This window comes from Streptomyces celluloflavus (assembly GCA_000720995.1).
GTDB classification, from domain to species: domain Bacteria; phylum Actinomycetota; class Actinomycetes; order Streptomycetales; family Streptomycetaceae; genus Streptomyces; species Streptomyces celluloflavus.
In genome coordinates, this window is the sequence record JOEL01000001.1 from 360,779 (window position 1) to 384,817 (window position 24,039).

General features: G+C 73.3%; 15 protein-coding genes. 4 read left to right on the forward strand and 11 right to left on the reverse strand.

The genetic code is table 11. From position 1 onward, the window contains the following. Window positions 1-178 precede the first annotated feature (178 nt). The 10 genes from IH09_RS01350 to IH09_RS01395 form a co-directional block, all read right to left on the reverse strand. Window positions 179-391: an MbtH family protein gene (locus IH09_RS01350; protein ID WP_052853333.1), complete on the reverse strand. Its 213-nt coding sequence runs from the start codon at window positions 389-391 to the stop codon at window positions 179-181. Window positions 392-559: 168 nt separating this feature from the next. Beyond that, window positions 560-1,741, reverse strand: a complete 1,182-nt coding sequence (locus IH09_RS01355) for a cytochrome P450 (RefSeq protein ID WP_318279363.1) — start codon at window positions 1,739-1,741, stop codon at window positions 560-562. A gap of 25 nt (window positions 1,742-1,766) precedes the next feature. Continuing rightward, window positions 1,767-3,551 carry a non-ribosomal peptide synthetase gene (locus tag IH09_RS01360; RefSeq protein ID WP_052853334.1) on the reverse strand — a complete coding sequence of 595 codons (1,785 nt, stop codon included), beginning with the start codon at window positions 3,549-3,551 and terminating at the stop codon, window positions 1,767-1,769. Next, window positions 3,548-8,014: an amino acid adenylation domain-containing protein gene (locus IH09_RS01365; RefSeq protein WP_318279364.1), complete on the reverse strand. Its 4,467-nt coding sequence runs from the start codon at window positions 8,012-8,014 to the stop codon at window positions 3,548-3,550. Before IH09_RS01365 ends, IH09_RS01360 begins: the two co-directional genes overlap by 4 nt. A gap of 35 nt (window positions 8,015-8,049) precedes the next feature. After that, the gene (locus IH09_RS01370; RefSeq protein WP_052853335.1) at window positions 8,050-12,717 is read right to left on the reverse strand and encodes a non-ribosomal peptide synthetase; all 4,668 of its coding nucleotides are present in this window, start codon (window positions 12,715-12,717) and stop codon (window positions 8,050-8,052) included. Window positions 12,718-12,816: 99 nt separating this feature from the next. After that, a complete protein-coding gene (locus IH09_RS01375; RefSeq protein WP_052853336.1) occupies window positions 12,817-14,049 on the reverse strand; it encodes a glutamate synthase-related protein in 1,233 nt (410 codons plus the stop codon). Then, the gene (locus tag IH09_RS01380; RefSeq protein WP_052853337.1) at window positions 14,046-15,038 is read right to left on the reverse strand and encodes an asparagine synthetase A; all 993 of its coding nucleotides are present in this window, start codon (window positions 15,036-15,038) and stop codon (window positions 14,046-14,048) included. Before IH09_RS01380 ends, IH09_RS01375 begins: the two co-directional genes overlap by 4 nt. A gap of 60 nt (window positions 15,039-15,098) precedes the next feature. Then, window positions 15,099-16,373 carry a methylaspartate mutase gene (locus IH09_RS01385; protein WP_052853338.1) on the reverse strand — a complete coding sequence of 425 codons (1,275 nt, stop codon included), beginning with the start codon at window positions 16,371-16,373 and terminating at the stop codon, window positions 15,099-15,101. Continuing rightward, window positions 16,370-16,819 carry a cobalamin B12-binding domain-containing protein gene (locus tag IH09_RS01390; protein ID WP_278192681.1) on the reverse strand — a complete coding sequence of 150 codons (450 nt, stop codon included), beginning with the start codon at window positions 16,817-16,819 and terminating at the stop codon, window positions 16,370-16,372. The genes IH09_RS01385 and IH09_RS01390 overlap by 4 nt, the downstream gene beginning before the upstream one ends. A gap of 57 nt (window positions 16,820-16,876) precedes the next feature. Continuing rightward, window positions 16,877-18,202, reverse strand: coding sequence for a helix-turn-helix domain-containing protein (locus IH09_RS01395; RefSeq protein ID WP_094792863.1), 1,326 nt, complete (start codon window positions 18,200-18,202; stop codon window positions 16,877-16,879). A gap of 226 nt (window positions 18,203-18,428) precedes the next feature. On the opposite strand from IH09_RS01395, the gene IH09_RS01400 reads away from it, so the two are divergent. Beyond that, window positions 18,429-18,650, forward strand: a complete 222-nt coding sequence (locus tag IH09_RS01400; protein WP_052853339.1) for a hypothetical protein — start codon at window positions 18,429-18,431, stop codon at window positions 18,648-18,650. Between the two features lie 47 nt (window positions 18,651-18,697). Here IH09_RS01400 and IH09_RS01405 read toward each other — a convergent pair whose 3' ends face one another. Beyond that, a complete protein-coding gene (locus IH09_RS01405) occupies window positions 18,698-21,691 on the reverse strand; it encodes an AfsR/SARP family transcriptional regulator (protein ID WP_052853340.1) in 2,994 nt (997 codons plus the stop codon). Between the two features lie 497 nt (window positions 21,692-22,188). Here IH09_RS01405 and yhfZ point away from each other — a divergent pair, with 497 nt between their 5' ends. From yhfZ to IH09_RS01420, 3 genes are all read left to right on the forward strand, one after another. After that, complete coding sequence (gene yhfZ / locus IH09_RS01410) at window positions 22,189-23,130, forward strand: GntR family transcriptional regulator YhfZ (RefSeq protein ID WP_052853341.1); 942 nt, start codon at window positions 22,189-22,191, stop codon at window positions 23,128-23,130. A gap of 119 nt (window positions 23,131-23,249) precedes the next feature. Next, on the forward strand, window positions 23,250-23,627 hold the full coding sequence (locus IH09_RS01415) for a PRD domain-containing protein (RefSeq protein WP_052853342.1): 378 nt from the start codon (window positions 23,250-23,252) through the stop codon (window positions 23,625-23,627). A 34-nt stretch (window positions 23,628-23,661) separates the two neighbouring features. Further along, entirely contained in the window at window positions 23,662-24,018 is a 357-nt protein-coding gene (locus IH09_RS01420) for a DUF2620 domain-containing protein (RefSeq protein ID WP_052853343.1), read from the forward strand. Window positions 24,019-24,039: the final 21 nt, after the last annotated feature.

Sequence of the window (24,039 nt, forward strand, 5' to 3'; positions counted from 1 at the left end):
TCACATCGGCGGTACGCACACGGAAGCTTCGGCAAGCGGCCCGACCGGTTCGGCGAGGCGTTCCCCGGGTAATTCCGGGCCGCTTCCGATCGCTTCCGGTCGTATCCGGCCGAGGGAATTCACGCCTTTCGGCCGGCTCTGCGGGCGGGGAATTCGGTGCCCTGACGGGTGGCCGGTCTCACCGTCCGCCGAGGGCGGCGATCAGACTGGCCGGGCGGATATCGGTCCAGTTCTCCTCGATGTGGTCGAGGCAGCCCTGCCGGGTGTCCTCCTCGTGCGCCACCGACCAGCCGGCCGGCACATCGAGCCAGGACGGCCAGAGGGAGTGCTGGTTCTCCTCGTTGACCAGGACCAGGTACCGCGCGTTCTCGTCCTCGAACGGGTTCGTCACAATGATCGACCTCCTTGGTTGTCTGCGAATCTATCGACGGGCGTCCGGCCCGCGCGGAAGTAGGTCCGGCAGGAAAGCGGCAGTTGTACGAGCCCGTTTCGCCCGCCGGTGAGCGGCGGATTTCCGCCCGGGTGCGCCGCCGGAAAGCGAACGGCGGCTTGACTGCGGTCAGCCGGTGACCAGGCGCACGGGGAAATGGTCGAGGCCGAAATTGATGATGGAGCCGTTGTGGCGCAGCGGCCCCGTCGGCCGGATCTCCGTCACACGGCGCAGCATCGCGGAGAACAGCCCCTCCAGCTCCGCCTTGGCCAGCGGCGCCCCGATGCAGTAGTGCGCCCCCAGGCCCAGCGCCAGGTGTTTGTTGGGCGAGCGGTCCAGGATGATGTCGTGCGGGCGGTCGAAGGCCGCCGCGTCGTGGTTGGCGGCCCAGGTCCAGACGACGACCCGTTCGCCGCGCCGGATCAGCTGTCCGCCCAGCTCGGTGTCCCGGCTCGCGGTGCGCAGCGTGTGCAGGCCGACCGAGGTCCAGCGCAGCAGCTCGTCGAGCGCGGCCCCGATCTCCGCCTCCCCGTCGCGCAACTGCCGCCACAGCTCGGGGTGCTGGACCAGCGCCAGCAGACCCATGGCCGCCGTGTGCCGGACGGTCTGCACACCGCCGACGACGATGTTGTCCAGGTTGAGGACGACGTCCTCCACCGGCATCGGCCGCCCCTGGACCCGGTAGGTGGCCACCTTGCTGATCAGATCGTCGCCGGGGTCGGCCCGGCGCAGCAGGACCTGCTGGAACAGGTACGGCAGCAGCCGCTGGTGGCCCGCCCGGCGCTCCTCGGGGGTGCGGCACAGGAAGGCGTCGTCGCAGACCCGGACCACCATGTCCCGGTCCTCGTCCGGGATTTCGAGCAGATCGCACATGACGGCGAGCGGCAGCGCGGCGACGGTGTCCACCAGGTCCACCTCGCCGCGGGCGACCGCCTCGGCGACGAGGGAGTCCGCCAGCTCGGCGATACTGCGGGAGGCGTTGCGGACGCCACCGGACGAGAAGAACGGCGTGGCCGGCGCCCGGAGGTCACGGTGGCGGGGCGGATCGGTCAGGGCCATCATCCGGCCCGAGCCGACCGGTGTCCGGCCCTCGCCGCTGCCCAGCAGCGACCCGCCCTCCGAGCTGTAGACGGCGGTGTTCCGCAGGACCTCGGCGGCCAGTTCGTACGAGAGCACCGACCAGACGGGGCCGTCGTCGGCCGTCTCGGTGCGCTGCACCGGGGACTTCGCCCGCAGTGCGTCGATGACGGCGGGCAGGTCGGGGCGTGACCACAGGCCCGGATCCGTGAGATCGGTCATCGTGCTGAGCACGGCAGCTCCCTTGCGTGGGTGGGGCTCATCGGGCGGTTCTGTCGCGGGCGACCAGGGCCGGTCGGCCGACCGGCCCCGCCTGGGTCCGTTCGCGCACCGCGCGGGTGAAACCGGCGAGGTCGTCGGCGTCGAGCAGGTGGCGCAACTGGAGGTCGATGTCGAGGGTGCGGCGCAGCTTGTGGACGACGCGCAACGCGGCGAGCGAATGGCCGCCGAGCGACAGGAAGTTGTCGGTCTGCGCGACGGAGGCGACCCCGAGCACCGTGCGCCACTCCTGGGCGACCCGCTCCTGGAGCGCGTCGCCCTGCGGCGCCCCGGACCCGGCGGCCGCGGGGGCCGCGACGGCCGGTGCGGGCAGGGCCGCGTAGTCGGTCTTGCCGTTGGGGGTGAGCGGCAGGCCGTCGAGGACGGTCAGGGTGTGCGGGACCAGGTGCGCCGGCAGTTGCGCGCGCAGCGCGGCCAGCACGGCGGGGCCGCCCGCCGCGGCCGGGCCGGTGACGTACGCGGCGATGCGCAGGTCCCCGGGGGCCGCCTCGCGCACGGTGACGGCGGCCGCGGTCACCTCGGGGCGGCGGGCGAGGACGGACTCGATCTCGCCGAGTTCGATCCGGTGGCCGAGCACCTTGACCTGCCGGTCGACGCGGCCGGCGAACTCCAGCAGCCCGTCGGCGCCCCGGCGGGCCCGGTCCCCGGTGCGGTACATGCGGCCGCCGGCCGGCCCGTCCGGGTCGGCGACGAAGCATGCCGCGGTCAGCCCCGGACGGTGCAGATAGCCGTGGGCGAGGCGGGGCCCGGCGAGGTACAGCTCACCGGTGACCCCGTCGGGCACCGGCCGGAGCCCGTCGTCCAGGAGGCGCAGCCGCACACCGGGCAGCGGGTCGCCGAGGTGGGGGCGGGGCCCGGTGATCGCGGCGACCGTGGCGTCCACGGTGCACTCGGTGGGGCCGTAGAGGTTGACGGCGTCGGCGCCGCCGTCGGCGAGCTCCCGCCAGGTCCGCTCGGGGACCGGTTCGCCCCCCATGAACAGCCGCACCTGGCGCCCGGTGAGCGTTTCGCGCAGCAGTTCCCAGTGCGACGGCGTCAGGTCCAGGTCGGTGACGCCGGTCGCGTCGAGGACGGCCGCCAGCGCGGCGGGGTCGGCGCGCTGCTCGTCGCCGATGAGTACCACCGTGTCGCCGCGGCAGACGCGGGCCCACTGCTGGACCGAGGCGTCGAAGGACATGCTCGCGTTCCAGCCGACGACCGAGGGCCCGGCGCGGTAGACGCCGCGCTCCTCCAGCCCGGCGACGAGGTCCGCGACACCGCCGCGGGTGAGTTCGACGCCCTTGGGCACACCGGTGGACCCGGAGGTGTAGATGACATACGCGGGATCCCGCGGGTCCGGCTCCGCCGCCGGGCGGGGCGCGGCGGCGGCGTCCGGGCCGAGCACCGGGACCCCCGGCCGCGGTGGCGCGGCGCCGTCCGCGCCGATCAGCAGGGCGATCCGGGCGTCCTCGGCCATGAGGGCGAGCCGGGCCGGGGGATAGGCGGGGTCGAGCGGGACATAGGCGGCGCCCGCCCGCCACACCGCGAGCAGCGCGACCACCAGGTCCGCGGTGCGGGGCAGTTGGACCCCGACCCGGTCCCCGCGGCCGATGCCGTGCGCGTGCAGTGCGGCCGCGAGGCCCGCCGTGCGGCGGTCGAGTTCGGCGAAGGTCAGCTCGGTGCCGCCGGCCCGGACGGCCGGGCGGCCCGGGGCGGTCCGGACCGCTCGGGCGAAGCGGGCCAGCAGGTCGACGGGGCGCCGGTCGGCGCCGGTCGGGGCGGTCATCTCGGGTTCCTCTCCTTGTCCGTGGTGTGTCCGCAGGACGCGGCCATCCGCTGGAGGGCCGCGGTGTAGGCGTCGTGGTACGCGTCGACGAGTGCGTCGGGGACCACCGACCGCTGGTGGTCCACGGCCAGCAGGACGCGTTCGGTGACCGGGTCCTGGACGAGCGAGGCGCAGAAGGTGAAGTTGTTCGGCTCGTGGCGCATGACGGGTTCGCAGCCGATCAGCCCGTCGTCCACGATCCGCGCGGCGTCGAGCTGGCCGAGCGCGTGGAAGCGCAGATAGGCGAACTGGCCGTCGAGGCGGGTGCTGGTCATCATGCGGGCGAGCCGTGCGAAGGGCACCCGCCGGTGCGGCATCATGTCCAGCTCCTCGTGGTGCACGGCGCGCACCAGCGCGAGCGGGTCGTCCCCGGCCACCTCGCAGGTCAGCGGCACGGTGTTGAGGAACAGGCCGTAGGTGTCCGTGCCGCCGAGCCGCTCCAGGCGGCCGTTCACGGTCAGTCCGGTGGTGACCCGGTCCCGTGCGGTGATCTGCCCCAGCGCCCTCATGTGCGCGGCGAGCGCCACCGCCTTGACCGGCACCCCGGCCGCGTCGGCGGCCCGGCGCAGCTGTCCGGGCGCCTGCGGCAGCACCCGCTGGACGGTGCGCGGCAGTTCGGGGTGGTCGGGGACTGCGTCCCACAACTCACCGCTGACACCGCGGAGTTTGCCCCGCCAGTACCCGAGCGCCGCAGGATCGGCGGCGGCCCGTCCCTCCGCGGCGACGAAGTCGCGGAAGGACGACGCCGGGGGCGGGGCGGCGGCGCTGTCCGGGGCGGCGGCGAGTGCGCCGTGCCGCCGCAGCAGTTCGCTCAGGAGCGAGGTGAAGCTCCAGCCGTCGAGGATGGCGTGGTGCTCGGAGATGGTGAGGTGGAAGGCGTCGTCCGCCGTCCGCTGCACGGTGATCCGGAAGAGCGGCGGGCACAGCAGGTCGAACGGGGTCCGGCGGTGGTGCTCGAAGACGTCCAGGATCGCCTTCTGCTGCTCGTCGGCCGCCAGGTCGCGCAGATCGTCGCACTCGACCGGCGGCGCCAGCTCCGCGTGGACCAGCTGGAGCGGCTCACCGAAGCCGGCGATGTCCAGACCGGTCCGCAGGACGGGGTGGCGTGCCATCGCCTCTGCGACGCTCTGCCGGAAGGCCGGCTCGTCCCAGGCTCCGGCGATCCGGTAGCTGTTGACGTTGTGGTAGCTGTCGGTGGCGCCGGCGAGCTCCATGTGGAAGACCATGCTGAGCTGCATGGCGACCATCGGGTAGGCGTCCACCAGACCGGCCGGCAGCTCCCGCCGGTCCTCGTCCCGCACCAGGGCGAAGGGCGCGGCGTCGGCGTCGTCGTCGGTCACCGGTTGGGCCAGCGGTGCGAGGCCGGCGATGGTGGGCGCGTCGAAGATGTCGCGGAGCGAGACCTGCCAGCCCCGCTCGTGCAGGCCGCCGGCCATGTGGACGGCCCGGATCGAATCGCCGCCGAGATGGAAGAAGTTGTCGTGCACACCGACGTCGGGCACCTCCAGCACCCGCGACCAGACCGTGGCGAAGTCCCGCTCGGCCGCGGTGCGCGGCGCGACATGACCGGCCTCGGCCGGCCGGAATCCGGGGGCCGGCAGCGCCGCGCGGTCGACCTTGCCGTTGACGGTCAGCGGGAACGCGTCCAGGACGGTGCAACTGGCCGGGATCATGTAGTCGGGCAGCGTCCCGGCGAGGAACTCCCGTACCCCGTCCGGTTCCCGGCCGGTGACATAGGCCGCCAGCCGCTGGTCGCGCACGGTGACGACGCAGGCATCCACGTCCGGGTGCCGGCCCAGCGCGTTCTCGATCTCGCCCAGTTCGATCCGGAACCCGCGCAGCTTCACCTGGAAGTCCGCGCGCCCCAGGTATTCGAGACCCCCGTCCGGCAGCCGCCGGGCCACATCGCCGGTGCGGTACATCCGCGCCCCCGCGCGGGCGGCGTACGGATCGGCGAGGAAGCGCCCCGCGGTCAGCGAGGACCGTCCCCAGTAGCCGAGCGCCAGGCTGTCGCCGCCGATGTACAGCTCGCCGGGGACACCGGCCGGGCAGGGGCGCAGCCAGTCGTCGAGGACCATCGCCGTCAGATGCGGCATCGCCGTACCGATCAGGCTCCGCCGGAAGCCCGCACCGGATTCCTCGATATCGCAGGTGGTGACGTGGACGGTGGTCTCGGTGATGCCGTACAGGTTGCACATCCGCGCCGGGGGCCGCGGGTCGAGCCCGTACCAGCGCTCCACCACGGCCGGGTCGAGCGCCTCCCCGCCCAGCATGATCCGTTTCAGTGCGGGGAGCGCGCGCGGACGGCGCCTGAGGACGGCCTCCAGCTGCCGCAGCGCCGAGGGGGTCAGGCAGAGGAAGGAGACGCGCTCCGCGTCGAGCAGTTCGGCGAACTCCTCGGGCGAACGGCTCGTCAGATACGGCACCACCACCAGCCGCGCGCCGTGGTGCAGGGCTCCCCAGAGCTCCCAGACCGTCCAGTCGAAGGCGAAGCTGTGGAAGAGCGTCCACACCTCGCCGGGACCGAAGCCGAAGTGACCGGCACCGGAGGCCAGCAGCCTGCTGACGTGCTCGTGGGTGACCGCCACGCCCTTGGGCCGCCCGGTGGAACCCGAGGTGAAGATGAGGTACGCGGTGTCCTGGGCCCGCACCGTTCGCGCGGGCCGCTCCGCGGGCATCCGGGCCGTATCCCCGGCCCGCGCGGCCAGGTGGAACAGTTCCCAGGGCCCCTCGGGCACCCGGTCGGGCCGGTCGGTGACCACCACGGCGACGCCCGTGTCCCCCCAGGCCGCCGCCGCCCGCCCGGCGGGCGCGGTCGGGTCCACCGGGACATAGGCCGCACCGGCCTTGAGCACCGCGAGCACCGAGACCGGGATGTCATGGGTGCGTTCGAGCAGCAGCCCGACCCGGTCGCCGGTGCGGACACCGGCCGCGATCAGCGCATGGGCCAGGCGGTTGGCGCGCGCGTCGAGTTCGGCGTAGCTCAGCGACACGGCACCCGAGGTCACCGCAGTACGCTCCGCGTACGCGTCCACCGCGTCCTCGAAGAGCCGGTGCAGACAGCGCCCTTCGACCGGCCCGGCCGCCGGAGCGGGCGGCTCGGGGCGGGTCAGACCGCGCAGCGGGCGGTCGCTGTCGTCCAGGGCCGCGGTCAGCACCCGCTGCCACTCCGCGGCCATCGCCCGGATCGTGGCCGCGTCGAACAGGTCGGTGGCGTACTCGGCCTCGCCGCGCAGCTCGCCGTCGTCGAAGACGGACCACGTCAGATCGAACTTGCTGGTGCCGTTGGACGCCACCCGCCGCTGCGCCCGGACCGGCCCGAACCGCAGGGGCTCACGGCTCTCGGCGTGCGCGCCGAACACCACCTGGACCAGCGGGGGATGCTGCGCCGAGCGGTCCAGCGCCAGCTGGTCGACGATCTGGTCGAAGGGCATGTCCAGATAGGCGTAGGCGTCGAAGGCGACGTCCTGGACGTGCTGCACCAGCTCGCGGAAGGTCAGCTGCGGGGCCAGCTCGATGCGCAGCGGCAGCAGATTGACGAAACAGCCGACCAGATGCTCCAGTTCGGGCCGGTTCCGGGTGGTCACCGGGGTGCCGATGACCATGTCCGACGCGCCCGTGTACCGGTTCAGGAGTACCGCGAACGCGGCCAGCTGGACCATGAACGGGGTCACGCCCTCGGCCTCGGCGAACTCCCGGACGCGGGCGGCCGTGCCCGCGGGCACCGCGAACGGCTCGGTATGCCCGCGGTAGGTCTGGACGGCGGGCCGGGTGCGGTCGCCGGGCAGTTGCAGCAGACGGGGCGCGCCGTCGAGGCGGGACGCCCAGTAGGCGCGGTGCTCGTCGTACGCCTCGTGCCGCTCCTCGGTGGCGTAGTCGGCGTACTGCTCGGTCAGTTCGGGCAGGACGGGCGCCCGCCCGTCGGCCAGCGCCGTGTACGTCTCGGCCAGTTCGCGTTCGAAGACCTCGGCCGACCAGCCGTCCCAGATGATGTGGTGGACGGTGAAGACGACGCCGGTCTCCTCGTCACCGCGGCGGATCGCCGTGGCCCGGATCAGCGGACCGCTCCGCAGGTCCAGGGCGGCGGCGCCCTCGGCCACGACGAGGTCCCGCACCCGGGCGGCCCGGTCGCCCTCGGCGAGGTGCCGCAGATCGACCACCGCGAGCGGCACGGCCATCCGGTCGTGTACCAGCTGGACGGGCTCCTCGGTCCCCAGGGCGAACGTGGTACGCAGCGCCTCGTGCCGCCGGACCAGAATCCCAAGCGCCTCCTCCAGGAGCCGCAGGTCCAGGGGGCCGCTGAAGTCGAAGACCCAGGGGGTGTTGTACGTCGCCGCGCCGGGGTTCCACCGGTCGAGGAACCACAGCCCCCGTTGCAGCCCCGAGACGGGGGCGGTGCGGGCCGGCGCTCCGGATGAGGTCACTGTCGTCCTGCCTTCCGTGCGGATGCCGTCGGGGTTCATGAGGTGGCCGGGAGCCGTGCGGCGATGGCGCTGACCGTTTTGGCCCGGAACACGATCTGGGGCGTGATGCGGGTGCCGGTGGACCGGGAGAGCTGCATCGCGACGCGGACCGCGGCCAGCGAATTGCCGCCGATGCGGAAGAAGTTGTCCTCGGCGGCGATCTCCGCGACCCCCAGGACCTGGCTCATGGCGTCGGCGACCAGCCGCTGGGCGCCGGTCAGGGCGGTGCCGTCACCGGAGCCGCGCCGCTCGCCGGGTGCGGGCAGCGCGCGGCGGTCGATCTTGCCGTTGGGGGTCAGCGGCAGCGCGTCCAGGATGTCGAGGGTGGTGGGCACCATGTAGTCGGGCAGCCGCTCGGACAGGTACTCCAGGAGGGCGTCGGCGTCGGCCGCCGGGGAGTCCGCGGTGATGTAGGCGGCGAGCCGGCGGTCGCCCGCGGACGGCTCATGGACGGTGACCGCGCTCTGCCGCACGTCCGGGTGGCGGGTGAGCAGCTCCGCTATCTCGCCGGGCTCGACGCGGAAACCGCGGATCTTCACCTGGTCGTCGGCCCGCCCGGTGATCTCCAGGCCGCCCTCGGCCGACCAGCGGCCCAGGTCGCCGGTCCGGTACAGGCGCGCGCCCGGCTCCCCGCAGGGGCTGGCGACGAACCGCTCCGCGGTCAGGGCGGGCTGACCGACGTACCCGAAGGCCAGACCGCCCCCCGCGCAGTACACCTCGCCCGTCTCCCCGGGCTCGACCGGGCGCAGCGCGGCATCGAGGACATGGACGTCCTTGCCGGTCAGCGCGGTGCCGACCGGCACCGAGGAATCCGGGATGTTGTCCGCGTCCGCCAGGTGGCAGGTGGTGAAGCCGAGGCTCTCCACCGGACCGTAGCCGTTGCCCACGACCAGGCCGGGGAAGGTCGCCAGGGCCTTGGCGACATGCGTGGCGGAGGCCCGCTCCCCGCCGGTGAAGGCGGTCTTCAGCCCCCGGAAGGCTTGCGGGAACTCCTCCAGCAGGAAGTTGAACAGGCTCGCCGAGAGCTGGAGCTGGGTGACGCCGTGCCGCACGGTGAGGTCGGCGATGGTCTCCGGATCGGGCCGCTGTCCCGGCTGGAGCACACAGGCGCCGCCGAACAGCAGCGCTCCGAAGAGCTCCAGGGCGAAGGCGTCCCAGGAGACCGGCGAATGCTGGAGCCACACCTCGTCCGGGCCGAAACGCGCGTAGTCCTGCGCCAGATAGGTCGTGGTCAGCGCGCGGTGCGGCACCGCCACGCCCTTGGGCCGGCCCGTGGAGCCGGAGGTGAACATCACGCAGGCCAGGTCGTCGCCCGAGGCGGGCAGCCGCGGGTCGTGGTCCGGACAGCCCGCCACCTCGGCGCCGACGGCGTCCAGATCGAGGTGGTCCGGTCCGCCGGCCGGCGGGGGCCCGCCGCGCTGGGTGAGGACGAGCGTGGCCCCGCTGTCCGCCACCGCCGCGGCCAGCCGCTCCGCGGGGAAGTCGGGGTCCAGGAGGGTGTAGGCGGCGCCGGTCTTGAGCACCGCGAGCAGCGCCACGATCAGGTCGCCGCCCCGCTCGACCAGGATCGCGACGGCCGAGCCGCGGGTGATACCGCGGCCGGCCAGGAAGTGGGCCAGCCTGTTGGCGCGCCCGTTGAGCTCGGCGTAGCTCAGCCGCCGGTCGCCGAAGACGAGGGCGGTGGCGTCCGGGACCCGGGCCGCCTGCTCCTCGAAGAGGCTGTGCACGGGCAGCCCGACGGAGACCGCCAGGGTGCCCAGCCAGCTCTCGCACAGCTCCCGCATGGTCGATTCGTCGAACAGATCGCGGTCGTACTCGAAGCGGCCGGTGAAGTCCGTGCCCCGGTCGTCCACGGAGATCGACAGATCGAAGCGGGACACCTCGTTCATGTGCAGATGGCGCGTCACCGGAACGCCGCCGACGTCCAGCGGACGGGAGTCCAGCGGATGCATTTCGAGGACCACCTGGCAGAGGGGGTTGCGGTCCTCCGGGCGGTCCTCGAGAACGAGGTCGATGATGTCGTCGAAGGGGACTTCCTGGTGCCGGTAGCCGCCGATGGCCACCTCGCGCACCTGCCGGACCAGATCGCGGAAGGACATACCGGCGCCGACGCCGACGCGCAGCGGCAGCAGATTCACGAAGTAGCCGACCAGATCGGCCAGTTCGGCGCGCGAGCGGGTGTTCACCGGCGTGCCCAGCACCAGGTCCCGCTCACCGGAGCGGTGGTGCAGTGTCAGCGCGAGGCCCGCGAGCAGCACCATGAACGGCGTCACGTCCTCGTCGCGCGCGAACTCGCGGACGGCCCGCGCGAGCTCCCCGGGCATCGCGAAGGAGTGGAAGGCCCCCCGGAAGGACTGGAGCTCCGGGCGCGGGTGGTCGGTGGCCAGCACCGGCGCCTGCGGGGCGTCCCGCAGCTGCGCACGCCAGTACGCGAGCGGCTCGTCGGGGAGCCCGCCCTCCTGCTGCCAGACGCTGAAGTCCGCGTACTGCACGGGCAGTTCGGGCAGCCGGTGCGCTCTGCCCTCGTCGAGTGCCGCGTACAGCTCCCGCAGGTCGCGCTCGAAGACGGGCAGCGACCCCTCGTCCCAGACGATGTGGTGGAAGACGAGCAGCAGCACGGTCTCGCCCTCCGCGGTACGGATGGCGTGGGCGCGCAGCAGCGGCCCCGTCTCCAGGTCGAACGGCTCGGCCGCCGCGCGGGCGATCACCCCCTCGACCTGCGCCTCCGGCGCGTCGATGACCGTGCAGGGCAGCTCCATCCCCTCGTGGACCACCTGCTCGGGACCGTCCTCGCCGAGGACGAAGGTGGTGCGCAGGACCTCGTGCCGGTCCGCGACGGCGCGCAGCGCGGTGTGCAGCAGCTCGATGTCCATGGCGGCCGCGAAGCGGAACACCCAGGGCACGTTGTAGGTGGGCGCACCGGGATTCCACTGGTCCAGGAACCACAGCCCGCGCTGGTACTTCGACAGCGGCGCACGGGTGAGGTGCGTACGGACCGGGGCCGGGCGCTCGCTCGCGGCGCCGCCGGTCACCGCCGCGGCGAACTCGGCGAGCGTCGGGGCCTCGAAGATGATGTGCGGCGAGACCATGCCGAAGGCGTCGACGATGCGGCCCACCACGCGCATCGCCGTGAGGGAGTCGCCGCCGAGGTGGAAGAAGTTGTCGTGGGCGCCGACCCGGGGCACGCCGAGCACATCGGACCAGACGGCGGCGATCAGCTGTTCGGCCGGGGTGTGCGGCAGGCGCCCCCCGCCGGTGCCCGCCGGCCGGGCGCCGGGCGCGGGGAGCGCGGCCCGGTCGACCTTTCCGCCGGGGGTGAGCGGCAGCGCGTCGAGCACGGTGAGACTGCCGGGCACCATGGGCTCGGGCAGCTCGGCGGCGAGGAACGCGCGGACCGCGTCGAACTGCGGGGCGCCGCCGGTGACATAGGCCGCCAGCCGCCCCTCGTGCACGGTGACCGCGCACGAGGTCACCCCCGGGAAGCGGCCCAGGGCCTCCTCGACCTCGCCGAGCTCGACCCGGAAACCGCGGATCTTCACCTGGTGGTCGACGCGTCCGACGAACTCCAGGGGCGCGTCCGGCGCCGCCCGTCGGACGGTGTCCCCGGTGCGGTACAGACGGGCGCCGGGCACGTCGGAGAAGGGGTCCGCCACGAAGCGCTCCGCCGTGAGCGCGGGCCGCCCCCAGTAGCCGGACGCGAGGGCGCCGCCGCCGAGGTACAGCTCGCCCGCGGTCCCCGGCGGGCAGGGCCGGAGCCGGTCGTCCAGGACGTGCGCGCTGCGCTGCCCCAGTGCCCGGCCGATCGGGACCGTGTCGCCGGCGGTCTCCCGCGCGGCGTCGTGGGCGGTGGCGGTGATCACCGTCTCGGTCGGGCCGTAGGCGTTGACGAGCGGTATGCCGGTGCGCGCGTACCAGGTGGCGGCGGTGCCGGGGTGGAGCCGGTCGCTGCCGGAGATCATCAGGCGCAGTCCCGCGGGCGGGCGCGCCCCGTCCCGGACCGCCGCGGCCACCTCGTGGAAGTGCCCCGCGGACAGGTTGGCGACCGTCACGCCCTCGGTGTCGAGCAGGCCGAGCAGCTCCGCCGGTGCCATCAGCTGCCGCTCCGGTATCACCAGGCGGGCACCGCTGGTCAGCGCCGTGAGGACCTGCTCGATCGCCACGTCGACATGCGGCCGGGCGGCGTGCAGCACGACGTCCTCGTCCGTGATCTTGAACCGGTCGGCCGCCGCGGCGATATGCGCGGCCAGCACGCCCTCGGCGACGTGCACGCCCTTCGGGCGACCGGTGGTTCCCGAGGTGTAGAGGACGTATCCGCCGCCGCCCGGCGGGTGGTCGCGCCCAGGTCTCGTCGTGAGGACCCCGTCGGCCAGGACCGCGTTCGCGCCGGCGTCGTCGAGGATGAACGCGGTGCGCTCGTCGGGCGCCTCGGCGTCCAGCGGCAGATAGGTGGCGCCCGCCCTGAGCACGCCCAGCAGTGCGACGACGTGGTCGAGCCGGTCACGGCAGGTCACCGCGACGACGTGGCCGGGCGTGAGCTGTGCGGCGAGCGCGTCGGCCAGCTCGTCCAGTTCTTGGCAGGTGACGGTCCGGTCGCCCCTGCGCACCGCGGGGCGCCGGGGCGCGTGAAGCGCGGCCGCTGGGAATCGGATACCGCATGAGGACATGGTTCAACCCCGGTGGATTGGCGTGACGATGCGATGCGCCGACGCTAGGCCGCGGGCGGGCGGCAGATCGGCAGGAGAGGGAGCAGAAAGGGGGCAGTATCACCTGCCGTCGCCGGGGGCCCAGACGTCGTCCGGGCCGAGCGCGCCCGGGGTGTACTGCCCCAGGGCGCTGACGAGGAGCCGCATTTCCGTGGCCAGGCACTCCAGGAAGCGGATCAGGCCGTCGTGCGGGTCCTCCGCCGTGGCGAGCAGCGCCGCCCGGCCCAGGCCGACCGCCCGCGCCCCGAGGGCCAGGCTCTTGACGGCCCGGCCGCCTTCCCATATGCGGCCCGACACCAGCAGACACGGCGGGGGTTCGGGCAGCCGCCGCAGACACTCCGCCAGCGGCAGCCCGACCTGCGCGGGGAACACCGTCGGCGCCCAGCCGGTCCCGCCCTCGGCGCCGTCCACCGTCACGGCGTCGGCACCGGCCTCGACGGCGACCCGCACCGCCGCCGCCAGGTCCCGGCCGGGATAGAGCTTCACCCAGACCCGTGCCCGGGGGAAGTTGTTCCGCATCAGGCGGATCTGCTGCCGCAGGATCTCCGCCGTGAAGGTGCCGGGGCTGCTGGCGCGCAGTACCCGGTCGCCGAAGAGCGGGTCGATGCCGAACTGGTCCTCCAGCCCGGCCGCCGCCGCGGCGTCGAGCACGGTCATCCCGCCCAGGCCCGGTTTGGCCCCCTGGCCGACCTTGAGCTCGAACGCGAGCCGTCCGGAGTCGAGCAGCGGCCGGGCGGTCGGGTCGCTGTAAACGAGGTTCCACACCTCCGCGTCGGCGTCCTCGGTGCTCTGCTGGACGACCACACCGCCCAGTCCGTCGCCGACGTGCTCGGCGTAGGCGGTGAGACGGCCCAGCAGGGAACGCGAGGCGTCGCCGTCGAGCCGCCCGTATCCGTTCACCGGGACGATGTTCTCGCCGATGACCATCGGTACGCCGACCGCCGCGGCCTGGCGGCTGAGCGCGAGGCCCAGGTCACCGCCGGCCGCACGGGTGGAGCCCAGGGCGGACACATAGACCGGGAGCGTGGCGTGGAACCCGCCGATGTCCGTGGCGAGTTCGACGTCCTGGTACGTCGGTTCCCGGCCGAGGTCGATGAGTTTCGCGAGCCGCCGCTCCATGAAGACCGGCGGGACGAGCCGCATCGCGTCCAGGAGGTCGTGCGGCTCGCCGGGTTCCGCCCCGAACAGCACGCGCCCGTAGCCGTCCGCGGGCGGGAAGACGGCGGACGCGCCCCGCCGGGCCCGCCGGCGCACCTGCTTCTCCGGGAATCCCGGAGCCATCAGATCGCTCACGGCGACACCACCCCGGGCAGCTTGGGGAAGGCGTTCGCCTGCCATACCGCATCGAGGCCCGCCACATAGCGGGTGAAGCGCTCGACACCGAGGCCGAACCCCGCGCTCGCCGGGATGCCCTCCCGCATCAGGTCCAGGTACCAGCTGTACTTCCTGGGGTTCTCGCCGGTCTCCCGCATCCGCGTGACGGCCTCCGCGTACTCGAAGGTGCGCTCGCTGCCGCTGCACAGTTCCCCGAAGCCGTCCGACGCGATGAGGTCGAAGTTGCGCAGCATCCCGGGCGCGGTGGGGGATTCCCGGTCCGTGAAACCGCGCGACCCCTTCGGATAGTCGGTCACGAAGAACGGCCGGTCGGACTGGGCGGAGAGCAACGCCTCACCGTCCCAGTCGAGTTCGGCGTCGGGGCTCTGCCCGTGGCCGAGGGCGTGCAGCCGCTCGACGGCCTCGGCGTGGGTGATCCTCGGGAACACCCCCTTGACCAGGCCCGCGAACATGCCGACGTCCCGGCCGAGTACCTCGAACTCCTGCGGGAGCTCCGCCACCGCGCGGCGCACCATCTGGGCCACCAGGTCCTCCGCGAGCTGGACGGCCTGCTCCTTGGAGGCACCCGCCCACTCCACGTCGAGCTGGTGGAACTCGGCGAGATGACGGCTGGTGTCGGCGGTCTCCAGCGGTTCGAGCCGCACGTTGGGAGCGATGCAGTAGATCTTGTCGAAGGCCAGCAGGGACGCCTGCTTGTACAGGATGGCGCTGGTCATCAGCTTGTAGCGGTGGCCGTAGTAGTCGACGTCGACCTGCTTGGACCCGCGGCTGCACGGGTCGGTGACCGGCCCGATGACCGGCGGGTGGATCTCCGTGAAACCGGCCTCCGCGAGGTGGTCGCGGGCGGCGGCGAGCAGCTTGTTCTGGATGCGCAGAGTGGCGTGCAGGGCCGGGGAAGTCAGATGCGCGCGGGGATTGGCGGGGCCGGTGAGGTGGTTCTCGGTCATGAAGGTCCTCGTGTCGTGGGCGGCATGACGCAGTCAGGGAGATCAGAGAGTTCAGGGAGATCAGGGAGAAAGGGGCAGGGGAGCGGCCACCGTCCGAAAGGCCCGCTCGTCGAAGGTCCTCTGCACATACGACAGGGCGTCCAGCAGTTCCCGGGAGCCGGTCGCGGACCGTCCGGCTCCGGCGCGGCCCGCGACCGGCATCGCACCGGCGTCGGTCCAGTAGAGGCGGCCGGAGGAGTCGAGGCCGCTGCGGGCGCGCCCCGCGTTGTCCGGGTGCAGGCAGTACGGCACGTCCAGCCGTCCCTTGGCGAAGGAGCGGACGAGCGCCCGGCCGATGTCCGCATCGAGGTCGAGCACGGCGTCGATCAGCGCACACGCCTCCTCGTGGATCCCGGTGTCGGCGATGCCGGTGCGCGGTGCCCGGCCCTCCTCGCCCGCGACGACGGCCGCGGTCTCCAGGGCCCGGACGTTCTCCTCGACGGTGGGGATGCGGTGGGCCTCGGCCGTCGTTTTCACGATCAGCCGGGCCGCGCCGGTCCGCACCGAGAGGCGGGCCGCCTCGTCGAGCAGCAGCTGCGCCCCGCCGGGGGACTGCGGATACACCCCCATATAGGCGTAGATGACGATGTGCCAGTCGATGTCCGGCAGCCGGTCGGCGGCGATCCGGATCAGCGCGGCCACCGACTCCTCGTCCTGGCCGGTGTGCGTCTGCTGCGCGTAGCTGAGCGAGATGCTGCGCAGTCCGTGCTGGCGGAAGAACATCCCTTCCAGCACGCTGAGCGCGATGAGGAGGGACGGCGGGCACAGCTGCCCCATCATGCAGCCGCCGAACGTCTCCAGATGCGGTTGCGCCCCCGCCTCCTGGGCGGCGGCCAGCAGTTCGCAGCACCGCTGCCAGCTGGTCACCGCCTCGCGCAGCGGGAGGCGGCTGTACGGCAGGCAGTACGAGACCGGTCCGCCCTCCGTCGCGTCCAGGCCCGCCGCGAGGAGCGCGGCGACGATCCGCTCCGGCCGGGCCGACCCGTGCCGGACCTGGACCGGGAACTCCTCGTCCGCGATCCCGCGCAGCAGCGACCGGGTCACGTCCGGCGGGTAGGAGGCGATGGGGTAGCCGTTGAGCGCCGTCCCGTCGTCGATGGCCCGGCGCGCCTCGTCGAGCGCGCCCGTTCTCGTATAGCTGTCCACCGTGAGGGTGCCGACCGTGGTCGCCGCGGCGTTCCTGGTGGCGTACAGGCCGAGCCGCATCTCGTCGAGGCGGCTCATCCCCATGCGCGGCTGTACGACCAGGCGGCCCTGGCTCCGGGCACGGGCGACGAAGGCGCCGAACGCCGTCACGCCGGTACTCCCGCCGCCAGTCTCTGGACGAAGACCTTGAACGCGTCGACCGCCCCCACGTCCGTGAAGACCCCGTCGAAGCCGGCGGCGAGCAGACCGCGCGCCGCCGTGTCGTCGCCGTCGGCCGCGCCCGTGATGCCGAGCTTGCCGCCGATCACGACGGGCGTCTCCAGGAGTTCGGGGCAGGCGCGCAGCGCCGGGAGCACCCGTCTGCCGTCGTGGTGGCCGTGGCCGTTGACACTGCTGAGCACGATCAAATCCGGCTGACGGCGCCGGCACTCCTCGACGAGGACGTCATCGGGGACACAGGCCCCGAGATTGGTCACCCGGTGGCCGAGCTCCTCCAGCAGCAGCTGGAGGAAGACCAGGTTCCAGGTGTGTGAGTCCGACGCCATGGTCGTCACGACGATGTCCAGGCCGCTGGGCTCGGCCGCGGTGTGCTCCACTGCAAGTCCTCTGCGTTCAAAAGGGGAAGGAGAGTCGGGTGGGACGGGACGGCGCGCTCACCTGGCCAGCGCTTCGAGCACGGGGAGGCCGGCCGCGGCCGGTTCCCCGGCGCCGTCCGGCCGCCGGGTGTCGCGGGCCTCGCGCCACAGCACGCGGAAGAGGTTCAGGGCGGCGAAGCGGACACCGTCGTCGGCGGCCACGGAACGGATCACTCCGCGGCACAGCAGTTCGTGCACGGTCTGCAGGCACTCCGGCAGGGGCCGGCCGCTCTCCGCGGCGATCTCCTCCACGGACCGGTCGCCCTCCTCGGCCGTCAGCTGGTCCAGCACCAGCAACTGGTGCGGCGTCAGTTCCCCCAGGGCCGTGCGCAGCGACTGGTGGACGTCCCCGCGCGGGCGGGGGACCACCGGGGGAGCGGGCAGGGTGAAGGGCGTGTCCGTGAGCTGCCGCAGGATCTGGCGCGGCGACTGGACCAGGCTCCAGCCGGCCACGTACTCCAGCGCACGGGGCAGCCCGTCCAGATAGCGGCACAGTTCGGCGAGTACGGGGGCGTCCTCGGGCAACGGCGCGTATCCGGGCCTCAGCCGGCGCAGCCGCGACGCCAGCAGGCGCACCGCCGCGGACTCGGACAGGGCCTGCGGAGGGTGCTCGGGGCCGGGCGCCGGGGTCGGGAGGGGGGCCAGCGGAACGACCTGCTCACCGGTGAGTCCCCGGGGTGTCCGGGCGGTGACCAGGACGCGCAACTCGCGGCAGCCGCGCAGGAGGTCGTCGAGCGCCGCCGCCTCGACGCCGTCGTCGGCCCCGTCGAGCACCAGCAGCGCGGGCCGGTCGCCGACCTGCTCGGCCAGCCCGTCGAACCGGCCGCAGGGGGTCAGGGCCCGCAGCGCGCCGGAGTGGGCGGGCCGGCCCGCGGACCGGCGCTCGTCGCAGGCCACCCAGTGCACCGACCAGGAGGCCCCGAGGTAGATACGCCACGCCACTTCCAGGGCCAGCCGGGACTTGCCCACGCCGCTCAGGCCGACGAGGGAGACCAGCCGGTCGCCGTGCTCGGTCAGGGCCCGGGTCAGGGCCTCGGTCTCCGCCTCGCGCCCGACCAGCGCCGTGTGCGCGGTCGGCGGGGCGACGGGTTCCGCCTCGAACTCCCGCTGCCTGGCGGCGGCTTCGAAGGCGGCCCGCGTCCGGCCTTCGAGCCGGAGGGCGTCGGCGATCAGCCGTACCGTCTCGTGCCGCGGGCGGCGCACGCGACCCGCTTCCATATCGCGCAGCGCGCGCACGCTGAGGGTGGCGTGGTCGGCCAGGCCCTGCTGCGTCAGGCCGATGCGTTCGCGCTGCGCCTTGAGCAGTTCCCCGAAACGCGGTACCAGGCGTCCGCCGCCGTCCATGCCCTCACCCCTACTCCCTCACCGTTCTCCGACGGCGCCCGATGGCAGCCGGTCCGGTTTCCCGCTGGTGGCGATGGTTCATGAGGCGGATATACGTGCGATCCGCGAACGCCGAATACCGGCCGTCAGGTTGGCAATCCACCATCTATCGGCCGTAGATCAGTTCGGAGAAGACTTCGGGCCGACAGCGAAACCACCTGAACCATCCGAAGGAATGGCACTCCTCATGAAGAGATCTCTCCCGTCCCTCTCCGCGCGCGCCGTCCCGGCTCTGATCACGGTCGGCTGCACCTCCGCCCTGCTGGCGGGCCTCATCGCCTCGGCCGTCCCCTCCTCCGGCCTGCGGGCGGCGGACCGGTGGGCGGCCGGCGTGGTGTCGACCGCCACGCCGCTCGCCCTGGGCAACGGGAGGGACTCCGGCACTTCCGAGTGGAACAGCAAGGGCTGACACCCCGTGCCGCGCAGCGGGCCGGGACCGGGCCGGGCGGGGCGGGATCAGCCGTGCGCGACCGCCGTGAGGCGGCCGGCCAGGTCCCGCGCCTCCCGTACGTCGGGCAGTCCCAGCCCCGCGAAGACGGCGTCCGCCTGACGGGCGCGGGTCAACGCCCCCCGGGCGTCGCCCAGGCCCGCCAGCACGCGGGCCAGGATGAGCAGCGCGTACCCGCGGTCGTGTTCCGCGCCGCGCTCCTCGCACATGACCAGTGAGCGCTCCGCCTCGGACCGCGCCTCGTCGAACCGCCCCAGGACGCGCAGGGTCTCCGCCAGCCGGAACCGGGCCTGCGCTTCCTGGCCCCTGATCCCCGCGGCGGCGCAGACGTCCAGGCATTCCCGGTACCGGGCGACGGCCGCGGCGTGCGACTTCAGTTCGTGCAGCGCCTGGCCGTGCACGAAGAGGGCGTACGCGATGCAGTGCTGTTCCGCGGCGCCGTGCAGCGCCCCGAGCGCCTGCTCGCAGATCCGCGCGGCCTCCTCGGCGCCGCCACTGCGCAGCCGGGCCTGCGCGGCGTTCAGGATGGCCGTCAACTCGCCCGACCGGTGGCCCAGTTCACGGGCCAGGCCGATCGCCTGCTCGTAGCAGCGCACGGCGTCCCCGTACCGCTGCTGGAACTGGGCGATCAGACCGCGGTCGTTGAGGGTCTGCTGCAGGATGACCCGGTCGTCGGCGCGGTGGCACGCCTTCGACGCCAGGGCGGTGTGGCGGGCCGCCTCGTCCAGCCGGGCGTTCTGCAGGGCGGCGTTCCCGCAGACGAACCTCGCGCGCCCCGTGGTGTAGTCGTCACCCTGCGCCGCGGCCACCTCCGCGACCTCCCTGGCGGCCTCGGCCAGCCGGCCGTACGGGATGCTCTTGCCGAACGGGCTGAGGGCGACCAGCAGATCGGCGGCCATGCGCAGCGTGCGCGCGGGGACCGGCGCCGGTCCGCGGGCGGCCACCAGGACGGCGTTGACGATGCAGTCGAACTCGGTGCTCACCCAGTCCTGTGCCTCGGACAGCCCGGGGAACCGGGGGCCGGGCACGGAACTCGCGGTCAGGATGACCTCGGCCGGGTCACCCGGCACCATGTGCTGGAAGGCCGAGCAGCCGCCGGCCAGCAGGTGGCCGAGCAGCCGGGCCAGCGTCGCGGCATCGTCCTCGCCGGAGTCCTTGGACGCGGTGGTGAGCTGGAGGGCGAAGGCCCGCACCAGATCGTGGAACCGGTACCGCTCCGGGAGCGGCGCTTCCAGCATGGCGGCGTCGACGAGGGCCTCCAGCAGATCCTCGGCTTCGTGCTCACCGAGACCCAGCGCGGCCGCCGCGCAGGCCAGGGAGATGCTCGGCCGGGCCACCGGGGCGAGCCTGCGGAACGCTCGCGCCTGACTCTCGGTCAGTTGCCGGTAGCCCAGTTCGAAGGCCGCGGCCACCGCCAGGTCGCCGGCCCGCAACTCGCCGATGCGGCGGCGCTCGTCGGCCAGCCGGCCGACCATCGTCGCGATCTGCCACTGCGGCCGGGCGGCCAGCCGCGCCGCCACGATCCGTACGGCCAGCGGGAGATGACCGCAGGCCGTGACCAGTTCGAGGGCGGCCCCGGGTTCGTCGCTGACGCGCCGGGCCCCGGCGGTCGACGCCAGCAGTTCGAGCGAGTCATCGGTGCCGAAGACGTCCAGGGCGGTCTGGAGCGTGGTGGGCAGGCCGGTGAGCCGGACCCGGCTGGTGACGACCACCGCGCAGTCGGCCGATCCGGGCAGCAACGGTCTGACCTGGGCCGGGTCACGGGCGTTGTCCAGGAGGAGCAGGATGTGGCGGCCGTCGAGCGTGCTGCGGAAGAGCCGCGCGCGGTCCTCCAGCAGGGCCGGCAGGGTGTGTCCGGAGACTCCCAGGGCGGTCAGGAAGCTGTCGAGGACGATTCCCGGATCGGCGGGTTCCAGCCCGTTGCCGCCGAGGTCCGCGTAGAGCTGGCCGTCGACGAAGTGCTGCTTGGCCTGGTGGGCCAGGCGCAGGGCCAGCGTCGTCTTGCCGATGCCGCCCATCCCGGTGATGGAGACCACGGGCATGGCGGTGCCCCCGGCGTCGGTGAGCACCTGGCACATCTCGCGCATCTCGTGCGCCCGCCCGATGAAGTCGGCGGTGTCGGCGGGCAGCTGGGCGGGACGGAAGAGAGCGGGCTGCGCCGGCCGCGCCTCGTCGGGCGCCGCCGGGCCCGGCGGCGCCGCCAGGTGTACCGGCGCGCGTTGGGGCGCCCGTCCGGGCGCCGGGGGCAGCGGCTCACCGGCGAGCACCTGGGCCTGCAGGGCGGTCAGCTCCGGGCCGGGGTCGACGCCCAGCTCCTCGGCCAGGAGGCGCCGGGCCCGGGTGAACACCGCGAGGGCGTCCGCCTGTCTTCCGCAGGCGTACAGCGCGCGCATCTGAAAGCCGTAAACCCGCTCTCGTAACGGATATTCCTCGGCGAAGGCGGCGAGTTCCGGTATGACGAAGCTGTGCCGCCCCAGCCGCAGATCGCTGTCGAAACGTTCCTCCAGCAGGGCGAGGCGCAGCTCGCCGAGGCGCGAGCGCTGCTGTTCGGCGAACGGGCCGGGGAGACCGGCGAGGGGCTCGCCCCGCCACAGCTCCAGCGCCTGCGTCAGCAGCCGCCGGCACTCCTCGTCCAGGCCCGCCTCCCGGGCCTGCACCGCGTCGGCGGCCAGTTTCTCGGCCAGATGGGCGTCCACACTCACCGGCAGCACCACCAGCTGATAGCCGTCGCGCAGCGAGACGAGGAGCCTGGGCTCGGCCCGGTCCTCCTCCAGCATCTGCCGCAGCCGCCAGGCGTACGTCCGCAGACTGGCGAGGGCGGAACCCGGGGCGTCCTCCCCCCAGATGGCGCCGATGAGTTCATGCGCGGAGGCCCCCCGGCCGGCGCGGAGCAGCAGAGCGGCGAGCAGGGCCTGTTGCTGCGGAGGGCCGGCGGTGAGGTCCTTCCCGCCCCGGCATACGCGCACGGCTCCGAGCACCGAGAACCATATGTCGTACCGCATCAATGTCCTGCCCTCTTTCCGCCCCCGGCACCCTGACTTCGTGGGTCGGTACGGGGGGCGACAATTCATTGATCACTGCGCCAACCGGACTCTACGCTCGGGGCTGGTCGCTGGCATAGATCCCGCTCGCCCGACTTCAGGGCGATTGGGCGAACGCCATATCCGGTCGGCGACCGCCGGAGAGCTCGCGTTCCGCGGCGCTCGCGACGGCCGCTCGGGCGGACGGCCGGCGTCCGCCCGGGTCCGCGCGCCCGCCCGGGACGGGTAACTCACCGCGTCCGCCGCGGTGTTCCGGCAGCGGCCCGGCGGCCGCGCTCCGCACCGTCGCGAAACCGCCCGCTCCCGGGTGCGGGTGCCGGTTCGGGTGCGCGCTGCCCGCGGTATGAGGCGTCGTCGCGGCCGACGCCCGCGCACCGGCCGCCCCGGACGGGGCCGACGGCGACCGGCGGCGCCCTCGCCCCTTGTCAGTATCCAGAATCCTGGTTACTGTCTGGTTTGTGAACGGTTTCGACGATCGCTTCCTGACCCGCAACGGGCTCGCCGCCCGGCAGCTCGCCGTGCTCCTGCTCCACCACGAGCCCGACACCCGGCTGCCCCGCGTCCGCGACTTCGCCCAGGAGCTGGGGTACGGCAACGGCACGATCCAGGCGGCGCTCGCCCTGCTCGAAGAGGCCGGCGCGATCGAGACCACCGCCCGCGGCCACCTCGGCACGTTCCTGGTCAGCTCCGACCGCGCCATACTCTGGCGCCTGTCCGGGCTCGGCACCCTGCTCGCCGCGATGCCGCTCCCGTACTCCCGCCGCTACGAGGGCCTGGCCACCGGTCTGCGCGCCGCCTTCGAGGAGGCCGGTACGCCGTTCGCGATCACGTTCATGCGGGGCGCCGGCACCCGGACCGCGGCCCTGCTGGAGGGCAAGACCGATCTGGTCGTCCTGTCGCGCTTCGCGGCCGACCGGCTGATCGAGGAGCACCCGGGCCGGCTGACCCTGGTCGCCGACCTCGGCCCCGCCACCTATGTGGGCGCGCACGGGCTGCTGCTGCGCGAGGGCGCCTCGCTCGACATGCCCGGTCTGCGGGTGGCGGTCGACCACGCCTCCGAGGACCAGTGGATGCTCGCCGAGCGGGCGTTCGCCGGGCGCTCGGACATCGAGTGGGTGGAGTCGTCGTACATGCAGATGGGGGATCTGCTCGCGCAGAACCAGGCCGACGCCACCGTCTGGAACCTCGACGAGGTGCAGGGCCGGAGCGCGGGGGTGGACGTCCTGCCGCTGGGCGACGAGGTCACCCGCGAGCTGGCGCTGCGCAACTCCAGCGCGGCGATCATCGGCAGGTCCGAGGGTGCGAAGGCGCTGACCGCGGTGCGGGACGCGCTGGACCTCTCCCGGGTCACCTCCCTCCAGGCCGAGGTGCTGCGGGGGGAGCGCATCCCCTCGTACTGACCCGGGCCGGACCCCCGGTCCCAGGCTTTATCCGGAACTTACGACCCTCCCGCGAAGGACCTTTGGCCCACGTCAAAATCCAGAATCCTGATTACTGTCGAATTGAGGAAGGGATCACCATGGACGATCAACTGGCACTGCGCATCCAGCTCTTCCGCGAAGGCGGCCAGGTCAGGCCCGAGGTCGCCGACTTCGTGACCGCCGAGCTGACCGCCCTCGCCGCAGCGGGCAGCACCGTCACCGAGGACAGCGCCGGCATGCTCACCAGCCATCTGATGATGGCGCTCACCCGGCTCCTCGACGGTGAACCGATCGAGCAGTTCCTCACCGACGAGCAGGTGGCCGCCGAACTGGCCGGACACCCCGACGCCGTCGCACGGGCCCACCGCGTCGCCGACCGGGCCCGCGAGGAACTCGGCGCGCAACTGCCCGACTCCGAGATCAACTTTCTCGCCATGCACCTCGCCGTACTGGCGTCGCAGCCCACCCGCCACTGACCCCGCGCGCTTCGCACAGAAAAGGAATCCAGCCATGACGAAGATCCTCACCGGCGGTGTCGCCAAGGTCGAGACCGCCGACGCGGTGCGCAAGCTCGACCGGCCCGGCATCGAGGTCACCGTCTCCTCCGACATGGACGCGGCGATGAAGCTCCGGATGAACCAGGCCGACTACTACTTCGGCACCTGCCACACCGGCGCCGGCGCCTCCCTCGGCGTCCTGGTCGGGCTGATGGGCAGCGCCGCGTGCCACACCTTCGGCCGCTCGATCCCCACCGAAGAGCAGATCACCGCGCTCCTCGACGACGGCAAGAAGGTCTTCGGCTTCTCCATGGACCAGGTCGACGCCGTGGTCCCGCTCCTCGTCTCCGCCCTCGCCGCCCGCGGCTGACCCGTTCACCCTCCGGGCACA